At 35.7% G+C, this 13,785-nt stretch carries 9 protein-coding genes and 1 tRNA gene; 7 read left to right on the top strand and 3 right to left on the bottom strand.

The window, feature by feature from the left end; all coding sequences use genetic code 11:
- The first annotated feature begins 90 nt into the window (after positions 1–90).
- The 3 genes from BM383_RS11490 (at position 91) to BM383_RS11480 (ending at position 3,790) form a co-directional block, all read left to right on the top strand.
- Positions 91–2,043, top strand: coding sequence for a M1 family metallopeptidase (locus tag BM383_RS11490; protein ID WP_093025286.1), 1,953 nt, complete (start codon positions 91–93; stop codon positions 2,041–2,043).
- 123 nt (positions 2,044–2,166) lie between these two features.
- The gene (locus BM383_RS11485) at positions 2,167–3,399 is read left to right on the top strand and encodes a metallophosphoesterase (protein ID WP_093025370.1); all 1,233 of its coding nucleotides are present in this window, start codon (positions 2,167–2,169) and stop codon (positions 3,397–3,399) included.
- Between the two features lie 91 nt (positions 3,400–3,490).
- Positions 3,491–3,790, top strand: coding sequence for a thioredoxin family protein (locus BM383_RS11480; protein WP_093025285.1), 300 nt, complete (start codon positions 3,491–3,493; stop codon positions 3,788–3,790).
- Here BM383_RS11480 and BM383_RS11475 read toward each other — a convergent pair.
- Positions 3,787–4,422, bottom strand: coding sequence for a polysaccharide deacetylase family protein (locus tag BM383_RS11475; protein ID WP_093025284.1), 636 nt, complete (start codon positions 4,420–4,422; stop codon positions 3,787–3,789). The genes BM383_RS11480 and BM383_RS11475 overlap by 4 nt on opposite strands.
- A gap of 47 nt (positions 4,423–4,469) precedes the next feature.
- Entirely contained in the window at positions 4,470–7,811 is a 3,342-nt protein-coding gene (locus BM383_RS11470) for a glycosyltransferase family 117 protein (protein ID WP_093025283.1), read from the bottom strand.
- 231 nt (positions 7,812–8,042) lie between these two features.
- Here BM383_RS11470 and BM383_RS11465 point away from each other — a divergent pair.
- Positions 8,043–8,114, top strand: a tRNA-Gln gene (locus tag BM383_RS11465).
- A 51-nt stretch (positions 8,115–8,165) separates the two neighbouring features.
- On the opposite strand, the gene BM383_RS11460 is transcribed toward BM383_RS11465, so the two are convergent.
- Positions 8,166–8,987 (bottom strand): universal stress protein, encoded by an 822-nt coding sequence (locus BM383_RS11460; RefSeq protein WP_093025282.1) that lies wholly within the window; start codon positions 8,985–8,987, stop codon positions 8,166–8,168.
- Between the two features lie 157 nt (positions 8,988–9,144).
- Between BM383_RS11460 and rimP the strand changes: the two genes are divergently transcribed.
- From rimP to infB, 3 genes are read left to right on the top strand one after another with little or no spacing between them, the layout of a single operon-like run.
- Positions 9,145–9,612, top strand: coding sequence for a ribosome assembly cofactor RimP (gene rimP / locus BM383_RS11455; RefSeq protein ID WP_093025281.1), 468 nt, complete (start codon positions 9,145–9,147; stop codon positions 9,610–9,612).
- 13 nt (positions 9,613–9,625) lie between these two features.
- A complete protein-coding gene (gene nusA, locus BM383_RS11450) occupies positions 9,626–10,858 on the top strand; it encodes a transcription termination factor NusA (protein WP_093025280.1) in 1,233 nt (410 codons plus the stop codon).
- Between the two features lie 36 nt (positions 10,859–10,894).
- Entirely contained in the window at positions 10,895–13,780 is a 2,886-nt protein-coding gene (gene infB / locus BM383_RS11445) for a translation initiation factor IF-2 (RefSeq protein ID WP_093025279.1), read from the top strand.
- The last annotated feature ends 5 nt before the right edge of the window (positions 13,781–13,785 follow it).

Here is a 13,785-nt window from a genome sequence, read left to right as displayed (position 1 = left end):
TATTTGTTAAACCAATCAATAATTTCCTTCATGACGAATTAATAAAGTAATTTTCAATCTTTAAAATTGTAAAATATAAATTCAACGTTCATGAAAAACATGTTGAAATGGACCGTGGCCGGTCTGTTGACTTTTCAAGTTTTTAGTGTGACCGCACAAGAAGTCACCCCCAATAATCAAGAAGAATTTAATCCCATTATGTATCGTAGAAGTTCTGTTTACAGGGCTGCCATTGGAGAACCAGGTGAAAAATACTGGCAGAACGAAGCGGATTATAAAATAGAAGCTACACTTGATGATGAGAAAAATGTACTTACCGGAAGAGTAACTTTAACGTATCATAATAACAGTCCGCAACCACTAGATTATATTTGGATGTATGTTGAGCAAAACCGTTTTACAGAAACCTCTAGAGGAACACAAACTACTCCGATTATGGGGAATAGATATTCGGGTGATACAGACGGTGGATACGATATTTCAAATGTAGAAGCTAAAGTAGGTAAAAGAGGTAAAGCTTCTTCTAAACATGTAATCTCCGATACGCGAATGCAGGTTTTCTTTGAAGAACCAATTCCTGCAGAAGACGGTGTTGCAACTGTGAGTATGAATTTTTCGTTTAAAATTCCACAAGCAGGAATGGATAGAATGGGACGTTTAGAAACTAATAACGGAACTATTTACTCCATGGCGCAATGGTATCCAAGAGTTGCTGTTTTTGATGATGTAAAAGGATGGAATACCGAACCTTATTTGGGAGCTGGTGAGTTCTATTTAGAATATGGTGATTTTGATTATAAAATTACCGTTCCTTATGATCATATTGTAGTAGGTTCTGGAGCGTTGGAAAATCCAAAAGAAGTTTTAACAGCTACGGAGAGAGAACGTTTCGAGAAAGCGAAAAACAGTGAGAAAAGAGTGTACATCATTACTCCAGAAGAGGCAAATGATCCAAGTAAAACCAGACCAGTTAAAGAAGGAATGGTAACATGGCATTTTTCTATGGAAAACACACGTGATGTTTCTTTTGCTACTTCAAAAGCATTTGTTTGGGATGGAGCAAGAATCAATCTTCCTAGCGGTAAAAAATCCATGGCACAATCAGTATATCCGGTAGAGGTTTCTGGAGATGATGCTTGGGGAAGATCTTCAGAATATGTAAAAGGTTCTATTGAAAATTATTCAAATCAATGGTTTGAATATCCTTATCCTAACGCAATTAATGTGGCATCAAATGTTGGTGGAATGGAATATCCTGGAATTGTTTTTTGTGGTGTAGATAGTAAAGGTGAAAGCTTGTGGGGAGTAACCGATCATGAATTTGGACATATTTGGTTTCCAATGATTGTAGGTTCTAACGAGCGTTTATATCCTTGGATGGATGAAGGTTTCAATACGTTTATCAATCACTACAGTACAGTAGCGTTCAATGATGGCGAATATCCTTCAACATTAACAGAAGGAAGAAGAAATCTTGGATATTATAACAAGAAAGATAGAGAAGGTATTGATACCTATCCTGATGTTGTAAACACAAGAAATTTAGGGTATACCGCATATTATAAGCCAGCTTTAGGAATGGTTATGCTACGCGAATATATTTTGGGACCAGAGCGTTTTGATTTTGCTTTCAAGGAGTATATCAAAAATTGGGCGTTCAAACATCCGCAGCCATCAGACTTTTTTAATGCTATGGAAAATGGAGCGGGTGAAAACTTAAACTGGTTTTGGAGAGGTTGGTTCTATGGAAATGGAAATATAGATCTTGCCATTTCTGCGGTGCATCCTTATCAAGGAAATTACGTGGTGGTTTTAGAGAACAGAGGAGATTTTCCAATGCCGGTGAAAATGAAAGTTACCTATACAGATGGTTCTACGGAAACCAAAGAATTGCCAGTTGAAATTTGGCAGCGAGGAGATAGCTGGAATTATTTTCTGAAAACAGACAAACAAGTGAAAGCTATAGAGCTTGATCCTGATAAGATTTTACCAGATGTCAACGGTTCAAACGATAGTTGGCCAAGTACTATTTACAACAAATAATAATAAACAGTCCCGATGAAAGTCGGGACTGTTTGTTTTCGAAAAGATCGAAACACTTAAAAAAAACTTAAAGCTTCCTTTTATAGGTCTTCAAACCATACATTTGTGCCTGAATTTTTTAAAATCATGCGCTGGATTTTTCTCTTAGTTATATATGTAGTATTAAGCTTGTACGCTTTTCAATTAATTAAAAACCTTTCCAAGCAAAGCTGGGTTTGGGTTACATACACCGCTATTACCTTACTTATTTTATTGAATGTTATCTATCAATTTTGGTTTGAACAAGATGGAGGAAAGGTATTAACTGTGGCCAAAAGTTATGCTATGGGCTTTATGCTTTCTTGGACAATTTTTACGCTTGTGATTGTAGTTTTTGCACTTTCCGAAGACATTGTTCGGTTTTTTATCGCAACCTATAATAAGTTTTTTAGTACAGAACAGAAATTTACAGCACCTTCAAGAAGAAAATTTATAAGCACCATTGCAGTTGGTTTGGCTGCGCTTCCTTTTGCCGGAATGCTTTATGGAATGTACCGAGGAAAATATAACTATAAAGTACTGAAATATACACTGGAATTTGATGATCTTCCAGAAGCATTTGATGGGTATAGAATTACGCAAGTCTCCGATATTCATTGTGGAAGTTTTGATAACCATGAGAAGATTGCTTACGGTATAGATTTGATCAATCAACAAGAGAGCGATGTGATTTTGTTTACCGGTGATCTTGTAAATAACAGAGCAGTGGAGCTTGATGATTGGCAAGATTTGTTTTCAAAATTGGAAGCAAAAGATGGTAAATTCTCGGTGTTAGGAAACCACGATTATGGAGATTATTTCGAATGGAATACAGAAGCTGAAAAAATTGCCAATCTTGAAGATTTAAAGCGAAGACAAAGAGAAGTTATAGGTTTTGATTTACTATTGAATGAAAGTAGGTATCTTGAGAAAAATGGACAAAAGATAGCCTTAGTTGGAGTTGAGAATTGGGGTAGTGGACATTTTAAAAAGGCCGGAGATCTTCAAAAGGCAAAAGAAAACATTCAAGCAGATGACTTCAAGATCTTAATGAGTCATGATCCTTCTCACTGGGATGCACAAGTACTTGATGATGATTATCATTTCCATATTACGCTTTCCGGGCATACACACGGTATGCAGTTTGGTATAGAAATTCCAGGTTGGGTAAAATGGAGTCCGGTAAAATGGAGATATAAGCATTGGGCTGGTATTTACTCAGGTAAAAATGATCAGCTCATAAATGTAAACCGTGGATTTGGATATCTAGCCTTCCCTGGTCGCCTAGGTATTTGGCCAGAAATAACGGTGATTGAGCTAAAAAAGAAAACGGTTTAAAATTGTTGAGAGTAATTTTAGTAGCTAATTAACAAAATCTGTTTTTTGATTTTGTTAAATTTGAAATTAAGCTATTGAAAAAGAAAAAAATATGTCCAAATTCGGAGAACTGATAAGTCAAAATATACCTGTATTATTAGATTTCTACACAGATAGAGATCAGCAAACTCCAAAAATGAATACGGTGTTGCGAAATGTTGCAGCTAACGTAATAGGAAAGGTAAAAGTTTTAAAAATAGATGTAGACAAAAATCCTGAACTTGTAAAAGCTTTGAGGATAAAAGTAGTTCCAACACTTATGGTTTATAAAGAAGGAGATATGGTGTGGCGAGAAAGTGGACATCTCACAGAAGAAAACCTAATGATTGTTTTAAAAAAGCACTTTGTTTAAATAGATTTCATAACATAGCCTTCCTTTTCAAGGAAGGTTAATGTTTTAGGTAATACTTCTTCCAAATTTTTAAAAGCTTTAACGCTGTCATGAAAAACAATGATGCTTCCAGGAGTAATGTTTTTTGTGACATTTAATAGCACTTTTGATGGGGTACGGTTTTTGTCATAATCTTCTGTAATAATATCCCAACCTACAACCTGATAATTTTCTTTTCTAAGTCTTTTCAAGATTGAAGGAGTAAATTTCCCGTAAGGAGGTCTAAATAGTTTCTTAGACTTGAAATGAGGATGTAATTTTAGGATGCTATTTTCTGTCTTGAAACTATTTTCCAAATAAATACGCTTGTTTGTTTTCCAAGCATTCATATGGTTGTATGTATGATTTCCTACTGAATGTCCTTCTGATAGAATCTTTCTGAAGATCTTTGGGTTTGCATCAATGTTTTTACCTATACAGAAGAATGTTGCTTTTGCGTTGAATAGTGCCAACTGATCCAAAACCCATTCTGTAATTTCAGGAGTTGGTCCATCGTCAAAAGTTAAATAAACTACTTTTTCAGTTGTAGGGATGTCCCATGTTACCGATGGAATTATTTTTTTTAAGAATTGTGGAGTTTTAACAAAAAGCATATAGAAAAGAAACGGCAACCATTTGGCTGCCGTTTGATTGTATTAGTTTAATCTTCATTGATTACTTCTGCCTCTGGTATATTCATATTTTTAATAGTATCCTTTGGCATGCTTGAGTCAAGTTCTGTAGATGTTTCTGGGAGTTCTTCCAAAGCATCGTCTTCAATACCACCAAATAGTTCAATGTAACTATTGAAAACATCACCTTGCTCTCTTAGGAATTGCATGTCGGTATTGTTTCTTACAATATCTAATAAATTGGTGTACTGATATGCAGTTCTTTCAATATTGTAAGAGTTGTTTTTTTTATCGTCTTGGGAAAGCGTACTGTAATATTTTAATGATTCTTGATAATGTTTAGCTACCTGCTTGAACAAGGCTCTTGCCTTTTCTTGTTCTCCAAGTTTGTAGTAAGCATCAATATAAGGATCAATTAAAAAGTAGTAACCAAATCTATCTACAGGCATATTATCCATAACAATGGCAATAGCTTCTTCGGCTTGGTCATTTTTACCCTCTTTAATCAATTGTTCAACAAGGCGTGCGATGTTGCCACGATAGTTAATGCTATTTCTTCGGGTTTCAGGATCAAGATATACATCGGGATCACCTGAATTACCCCAGTGCCATTGTTTTACGATGTTGAACATTAAATCACTATCAATTCTACCCATTTCATAAGGATTATTCTTATCTATTTCAGTTTTAATAGGAACTAGCTTGTAAACCATTCCGTCTAGCTGAAGATAATCTTTCATCCACATGTATTCAGAAGCGTCATAGCTTCCTCCTGTGAAATAAATAGGACGTTTCCAATCGTTATTAGCTAGAATGTCTAGCATCATCATTCTGTTTTTGATTAATTGCGATTTAGGAAGGTCAATGTCAATATAATCTACAATAAGATCAGCGTCTTCTGGTTTCACCAATCCACTTTCCAGAACGTTTTGTTTATTTACCGGAACTCTAATTTTATTGGTAGGGTAGAAGTTCATCTGTCTGTAACTTTCTGGCTGCTGAGACATATCATAGCCTTGTTGTTCACGTACAAATCCTACTTTGTATTTAGGGTTGTCACTGCTTATGAAATCCATAAAACGTTTAATATCCCATCGTTCCTCCGTTAACGGAATGTATACTATTTGGTCTCTAGTCCCATATTTGTATTGGTCATGAGATAATTGAGAAGGTATTGGGCTACTCTCGTAGGTTTGTCTCTTCATTTGATCAATATACCATGCTGTAGCGAATAACTGTGTATTGATGGTTCTAATATCGGTACGGTATCCTTCTATCTCTTGAGCATACCAAAGTGCAAAGGTGTCATTATCTCCAATAGTGAATAGAATAGGATCTGAATCTTCTTGGACAGAATCTAAATAAGATTTCGCCATAGATTGGGCAGTGTATCTGTTAGATCTGTCATGGTCATCCCAGTTTTCGTAAGCCATAACAGTTGGTACAGCTAGTAAAGAAACTAGCACAACAACAGGGGCTAAAATTTTTGGAGTCAATACTTTTCTAAAGGCATCAAATATTCCATAAACTCCAATTCCTATCCACATACAAAAAACGTAAAAAGATCCTACGAGTGCATAGTCACGTTCGCGTGGTTCAAAAGGTCTTTCGTTGAGGTATAATTTTAAGGCAATTCCGGTAAAAAGGAAAAGAACAAGTAATATCCAAAACTGTCTTTCACTTTTGCTTGCTTGGAATAGAATGCCTACAATACCTAAAATTAGAGGTAAAAAGAAATATGTATTCCTCGCTGCGTTATTTAAATCGTCTGAAGGAAGATTGTCTTGTGATTTGAAAATATCATCAATTATTTTTACACCAGATAAAACACGGCCATGACCATCTTGTTTTCCTTGAATGTCATCACTTCTTCCAATAAAATTCCAGCCGAAATACCTAAAATACATATACCAAATTTGGAAGTTTCCAAAATAAGATAGGTTTTGGCCTAGTGTAGGTCTCTCAATATCTAGGTAATCTTGAAAATCGTTTAAGAAGTTTTCGTATTCATCAACAGAAATACTGCCAGATGCTACTTGAGATCTAAAGTTAGAAACGGCTGTTCTAAGTTCTTCACTATCTACATAATCGGCTTTGATATTGAAATCTAAGATATCTGTTCTTTTCATGTAGTTGGCAGCGTGATCCTCGCTCCACATTCTTGGTAATAGTCCTTTTTGACTATCATCAAGATTTGGCATTTCTCCTTTCCAATAGTTTACAATCTCGTATTTCCCTGTTTTGTCGTTCTTCTCGTACTTAGGTTTTCCATCAACATATGGATTGTTTGGGTCTAGACGCACATATTTCTGAGAATACATAGGTCCGTATAACAAGTGGGTTTCAGGATATTGTTCAAGATTGTAATAGGCTAAAAGTGTTCTTGCGTCCGAAGGATCATTCTCATTGATCACTGTATTTGCATTTGCTCTTATAGGTATCATTAACCATGTGGAAAATCCTATTAAAACGAAAACAGTGCAAAGAATTCCTGTATTCAAATTAATATACTCTTTCTTTTTTGAATAACTTAAACCATAATAGAAAGCACCAATGATTAATAAAGTAGCAATAATAGTCCCGGAATTGAACGGAAGCCCTACCGAGTTTACAAAGAAAACTTCAAGATAACCGAATAAGGCTAGTGTGTATGGTAATAATAATTTGAATATAAATAATAAAATAGCTACCGAAACAACATTGGCTATAATGAAATTTTTCAGATTCTTTTCATAGTGAGATCTGAAGAAATACATCATCCCAATTGCTGGAATTGTTAAAAGAGCCATGAAGTGAACTCCAAAAGAAAGTCCAATAACTAGGGCTATAAGAATAAGCCATCTACTACCTCTAGGGTCGTTTAAATTATCGGTCCATTTTAGACCTAGCCAAAACATAAGTGACATCATGAAAATGGCCATGGCGTATACTTCGGCTTCAACCGCATTAAACCAAAAACTATCTGAAAAAGTTAATGCAAGACCACCAACAATACCGCTTCCTAAAATTGCTATTGCTTTGGCATTTGTAAATTCAGTGTTGTCACTTAATACCATTTTTTTGGTAAGATTGGTAACGCTCCAAAACATGAATAGTACAGCAAATGCGCTTGAAAAAACAGACATGAAGTTAACCATGAGGGCAACTTTTTCAGGATTAGCAGCGAACATTGCAAAAAACGCACCCATCATTTGAAAAAAAGGTGCTCCTGGTGGGTGTCCAACTTGTAGTTTAGCTGAGGTAGATATGTATTCTCCGCAATCCCAAAAACTGGCAGTTGGTTCTACAGTAAGGCCGTAAGTTAGTAGTGCAGCAAAAAAAACTAACCAACCGGTAATGGTATTCCATTTGTTAAAATCTCTTGAAAACATAAAGTTTTTCTTATAGTTATTATAGTTGTGGCGAATTTACTAATTATTATAAAAGTTCAATCGCATTTTTAAACGAGAAAATGAGATTAATATTTTTAAAATATTTTTTTTAACTTTAATCATTGATAATTAGCTTTGTAATGTGTTCTTCTGAAAAAAAGTGGAATATTTTTTCTAAAAAAACTTGCGCGAGTAAAATTTTGTTGTAGTTTTGCATCCGCAATAAAGCAATGGCCTATGGTGTAATTGGTAACACAGCTGATTTTGGTTCAGTCGTTCAAGGTTCGAGTCCTTGTAGGCCAACAAAAAAACCTCTTAGTTTTTCTAAGAGGTTTTTTTGTTTTAAGTGTTTTCTTAAACTTTGAAAGTAATTACAGGTCTTATTGCGTGGTTAACCAGGTCTTCGCTTATACTTCCGTTAAAGAATTGGGCAATTCCCTTTCTGCCGTGTGTACTAATACTTAGCATATCTGCTTTGATGCTGTTTGCAAAATTTAAAATTCCTTCTTCAACCGTTTCATCATTGTAAATATTGATGGTGTATTTTGAAGGTGCTGTGTCTTTCAGGAATGTTTTGATTCTTCTTTCAATTTCATGAGTGGTTTTGAAATTGTTAGGAGTGTTAACATATAGTATATGAAGTGTTTTGTTGAAATCTTCAGCAAATGTTACAGCTTTTTTAAAGCTTTCTTTTAACTCTTCGGCAAAACTACATGCGTATACCATGTCGTCAATATTGCTAACGTCTGTCATTGGGTTTTTTACAACCAAAACAGGTTTTTCTGAATAGCGAACTACCTTTTCTGTGTTAGAACCAACAAATATTTCGCTAATTCCAGATGCTCCGCTAGATCCCATAACTATTAAATCTATGTTATGTTTTTCGGTTGCTTCTTTAATTCCGAGGGCAGTTTCGTTTGCTTCAACTATTTCATGGGTGTTGATGTCTTCTAGATATGGTTTGTCCATGAAATCTTCAAATTGTTTGTGTGCTAATTTCATGAAATAAATAGCTTCAGGAAGTTCGCTTTTGTCATTTGTTAACAAGTGAACCGGAAGATTCAACATGTGTAGCAAAAATAGTTCTGCATCGTGCTTTTTGGCAATAAGAGCTGCTGTTTGTAATGCGTATTCGGCTTGTTCGGAAAAGTCCGTGGGTACTAAAATTCTCTTCATTTTGGTTTATAGTTGTAATAAGTTTCTGAAAGATAATAATAATTTACAGATACTCTATGGTTTACCCTGAAAAAGTCTTATATTTGCCGTCTAAAGAATAATTGACGATTATTTTGAGGGGACGCTAAGTCCCCTCTTTTAATTCTAATATTTGACTATGTTTAGAGAATCTGTAGAAAAATTATTAAACGAGGCGCTAGAAAAGAGAGAAGATCTGTTTTTAATAGATCTATCTATTTCTTCATCTAATGCAATTTGTGTAATTTTGGATGGTGATAATGGAGTGTCTTTGAATGATTGTATTGAGGTTAGTCGACAAATAGAACATAATCTTGATAGAGAAGAACAAGATTTTTCACTGCAAGTCACTTCTGCAGGTCTTTCTGAACCGTTGTCTATAAAAAGACAGTATCAAAAGAATATTGGAAGAAAGTTGTCTGTGAAGTTACATGATGTTAGTAAACCTATAGAGGGTGAATTGACAGCTGTAGACGATCTTAAGATAACTTTAGAGTTTAAAGCGCGTGAGCCAAAACCTGTTGGAAAAGGAAAGGTAACTGTGCAGAAAAAAGAAGAAATAGCTTTTGATGCAATAAAAGAAGCTAAAGTGATGGTAATATTTTAATTAAAAAGATGACATGGAAAATCTTGCATTGATCGAATCATTTTCTGAGTTTAAAGACGATAAACTCATTGATCGTGTAACGTTAATGGCAATTCTTGAAGAAGTTTTTAGAAATGCACTTAAAAAGAAATATGGCTCCGATGATAACTTTGATATCATTGTGAATCCTGATAAAGGTGACTTAGAAATTTGGAGAAACCGAATTGTTGTAGCTGATGGTGAAGTAGAGGATCCTAATCAGGAAATTGAGTTGACTGAAGCAAGAAAGATTGAGCCAGACTTTGAAGTTGGTGAAGATGTGTCTGAAGAGGTGAAACTTATAGATCTTGGAAGAAGAGCAATTTTGGCTTTACGTCAAAACCTTATTTCAAAGATTCATGAGCATGATAATACTACCATCTATAAGCAGTTTAAAGATATTATTGGTGAAATCTATACAGCAGAAGTGCACCACATTCGTCACAGAGCAGTTATTTTGTTAGACGATGAAGGGAATGAGATAGTTTTACCAAAGGATAAGCAAATAGGTTCAGACTTTTTTAGAAAAGGAGAAAATGTTAGAGGTATTATTGAAAATGTAGAATTGAAAGGCAGTAAACCTTCAATTATCATGTCAAGAACATCTCCTGCTTTTCTTGAGAAATTGTTTGAACAAGAGATTCCTGAGATCTTTGATGGATTAATCACAGTTAAAAAAGTGGTTAGAATCCCGGGTGAAAAAGCAAAAGTTGCAGTAGATTCTTATGATGATAGAATTGATCCTGTAGGTGCTTGTGTAGGTATGAAAGGGTCTAGAATTCATGGTATTGTACGTGAGTTGGGGAATGAAAATATTGATGTAATTAATTATACCACAAATACACAGCTGTTTATTACCAGAGCATTAAGTCCTGCAAGAGTAACTTCTGTTTCTTTGAATGAGGAATCAAAAACAGCTCAGGTTTATTTACAGCCGGAAGAGGTTTCAAAAGCGATCGGAAAAGGAGGTTATAACATTCGTTTGGCGGGTCAATTAACCGGTTATGAGATAGATGTGTATAGAGAAGGTGTAGAAGAGGATGTTGAGTTGACAGAATTCTCTGATGAAATCGAAGTGTGGGTTATCGAAGAATTCAAAAAAATCGGTTTAGATACTGCAAAAAGCGTTATTGAATTAGATGTCGCTGAGTTGGTTAGAAGAACTGATTTAGAAGAAGAAACCGTTCAGGATGTTGTTCGTATTCTAAAAGAAGAGTTCGAAGACTAGTCCTGAAGAAAAATTAGGAGGAATAAAAAATAATATATGTCTGAACACAAAACAATTAGGCTAAACAGGGTACTCAGAGAGTTGAATATTTCTTTGGATCGTGCTGTGGAATATCTTGCTGCAAAAGGGCATGATGTTGAAGCGCGGCCAACTACTAAAATATCGAATGAGGTTTACGGTGTTTTATTAGCGGAATTTCAAACTGACAAGAGTAAAAAAGTAGCTTCCAAAGAAGTTGGAGAGGAAAAGCGTAAAGAGAAGGAAGCTATACGTTTGGAGTTGGAGAAAGAGCAGGAGAAAAAGCGTAAAGCAGAAGAATCTTCTGTTGTAAAAGCGCGTGCTAGTTTGTCTGGTCCTAAAACAGTTGGGAAGATTGATTTGAATCCGAAAAAAGAAACAGTTGAGAAGCAACCGGTTCAGGAGGACAAGAAAGAAGAGCAACAGCCAGTAAAAGTGGAGGAAAAAGCTGCTGAAGTAAAGCAAGTGCCAGAAGTTAAAAAAGAAACTCCTGTTAAAAAAGAAGCCCCTAAAGAAGAGGTGGCTCCGGAGGTGAAGCAGAAGCCTGTGGAAACTCCAAAAAATGAACCTGTTCAAAAGCCTAAACCTCAAGAATTTAAAAAAGAAAATAAACCTGTAGGTAAACCTGTTGCAAAACAAGAGAAGCCGAAGCAGGAAGTTAAAGAAGAATCGGGAGAGCCTGAAGTTATTCAGACACAGTATAAGAAACTGTCAGGTCCCAAGGTAGTTGGAGAAAAGATAGATCTATCTCAATTTCAAAAGCCTAAAAAGAAAAAAGAGGATAATAAATCCAAAGGGAATAACAATTCCAACAGAGATAATAATAAGAAGAAGCGTAAACGTATTACTAGCAATAACAATTCTGGTGGTAATAATGCGAACCCTAATTCTGGTGGTGGAAACCGTTCTAACAATAATAGAGGTGGAAACCGACCTAATCCTAATGCAGGAAAAGGTAAAAAAGGTGGAAGTAAATTCCGTACTGTAAAAAGAGAGGAGCCTTCTGAAGAAGATGTTCAAAAGCAAGTACGTGAGACTCTTGAAAAACTACAGGGTAAAAGTTCTAAGAATAAAGGAGCTAAGTATCGTAGAGAGAAGAGAGATACCCACCGCCAAAAAACTCAGGATGAAATAGCACAGCAAGAAGCGGATAGCAAAGTGTTAAAGGTTACAGAATTTGTAACAGTTGATGAAGTTGCTACCATGATGGATGTGCCAATTAATAAAGTGATAGGTGCGTGTATGTCTTTAGGTATCATGGTTACCATGAATCAAAGATTAGATGCCGAAACACTTTCTATTGTTGCAGATGAGTTTGGTTATGAAGTAGAGTTTGTAACGGCTGATATCGAAGAAGCTATTCAAGATGCTCCAGATGCAGAAGAAGATTTAAAAGCAAGAGCGCCTATTGTAACAGTGATGGGGCACGTTGATCACGGTAAAACCTCTTTACTAGATTATATTCGTGAAGAGAATGTGATTGCTGGTGAAAGTGGAGGTATTACGCAGCATATTGGTGCATATGGAGTAAAACTCGAAAGCGGACAAAGGATAGCATTCTTAGATACTCCTGGTCACGAAGCGTTTACTGCAATGCGTGCGCGTGGTGCACAGGTTACGGATATTGCTATTATCGTAATTGCTGCAGATGATGACATCATGCCGCAAACGAAAGAAGCTATTTCGCATGCTCAGGCAGCTGGGGTTCCAATGATTTTTGCTATTAACAAAATTGATAAACCAACTGCAAATCCTGATAGAATTAAAGAGCGTTTAGCAGGTATGAATTTGCTAGTAGAAGATTGGGGAGGTAGTATTCAGTCTCACGATATTTCTGCTAAAAAAGGTACAGGTGTCAAAGAGTTGCTTGAAAAAGTGCTTCTTGAGGCTGAGATCTTAGATCTAAAAGCAAATCCTGATAAAGCTGCATCAGGTACTATTGTTGAAGCTTATTTAGATAAAGGACGTGGATATGTTGCAACTGTTCTTGTTCAGGCAGGAACTTTGAAAGTAGGTGATTATGTGCTTGCTGGTAAACATAGTGGTAAAGTGAAAGCTCTGCATGACGAGCGTGGAAATGTAGTCAAAGAAGCTGGTCCATCAACTCCTGTTTCTGTATTAGGTTTGGACGGTGCTCCGCAGGCGGGTGATAAGTTCAATGTTTTTGAAGATGAAAGAGAAGCTAAACAGATTGCGGCTAAACGTACTCAATTACAGCGTGAGCAGTCTGTAAGAACGCAACGTCATATTACACTTGATGAAATTGGTAGACGTATTGCTCTTGGTGACTTTAAAGAGTTGAACGTAATTCTTAAAGGTGATGTGGATGGTTCTGTAGAAGCATTAACAGACTCCTTCCAGAAATTGTCAACCGAAGAGATTCAAATTAATATTATTCACAAAGCAGTTGGACCAATTACGGAATCTGATGTATTGTTAGCTTCGGCTTCAGATGCAATTATTATCGGATTTAATGTGCGTCCAATGGGTAATGCAAGGTCTATTGCCGATAAGGAAGAAATTGATATCAGAACATATTCTATTATTTACGATGCTATCAATGACTTGAAAGATGCAATGGAAGGTATGTTGTCTCCAGAAATGAAAGAGGAGATTACAGGATCAGCTGAAATTCGTGAAACATTCAAAATATCTAAAATCGGTACTATTGCTGGTTGTATGGTAACAGATGGTAAGATTTACAGAAGTTCTGGAATTCGATTAATTAGAGATGGTGTAGTTATCTATACAGGTGAATTAGCTTCTCTAAAACGATTCAAGGATGATGTGAAAGAAGTGTCTAAAGGTTATGACTGTGGTATGCAAGTGAAGAACTACAATGATATCAAAGAAGGTGATATTATAGAGGCGTTCCAAGAAGTAGCTGTTAAGAAGAAATTATAATATTT

It is taken from the genome of Pustulibacterium marinum (genome assembly GCF_900116665.1).
Classification (GTDB): domain Bacteria; phylum Bacteroidota; class Bacteroidia; order Flavobacteriales; family Flavobacteriaceae; genus Pustulibacterium; species Pustulibacterium marinum.
Note: the sequence above shows the minus strand (reverse complement) of the source record. Positions and strands in the feature narration are given on the sequence as shown.

Bases quoted from the DNA above. Each gene is read 5' to 3' on its own strand.
- nusA (WP_093025280.1), top strand. From the start codon at position 9,626: ATGGAAAATCTTGCATTGATCGAATCATTTTCTGAGTTTAAAGACGAT.
- rimP (WP_093025281.1), top strand. From the start codon at position 9,145: ATGTTTAGAGAATCTGTAGAAAAATTATTAAACGAGGCGCTAGAAAAG.
- BM383_RS11470 (WP_093025283.1), bottom strand. From the start codon at position 7,811: ATGTTTTCAAGAGATTTTAACAAATGGAATACCATTACCGGTTGGTTA.
- infB (WP_093025279.1), top strand. From the start codon at position 10,895: ATGTCTGAACACAAAACAATTAGGCTAAACAGGGTACTCAGAGAGTTG.
- BM383_RS11490 (WP_093025286.1), top strand. From the start codon at position 91: ATGAAAAACATGTTGAAATGGACCGTGGCCGGTCTGTTGACTTTTCAA.
- BM383_RS11475 (WP_093025284.1), bottom strand. From the start codon at position 4,422: ATGCTTTTTGTTAAAACTCCACAATTCTTAAAAAAAATAATTCCATCG.
- BM383_RS11480 (WP_093025285.1), top strand. From the start codon at position 3,491: ATGTCCAAATTCGGAGAACTGATAAGTCAAAATATACCTGTATTATTA.
- BM383_RS11460 (WP_093025282.1), bottom strand. From the start codon at position 8,987: ATGAAGAGAATTTTAGTACCCACGGACTTTTCCGAACAAGCCGAATAC.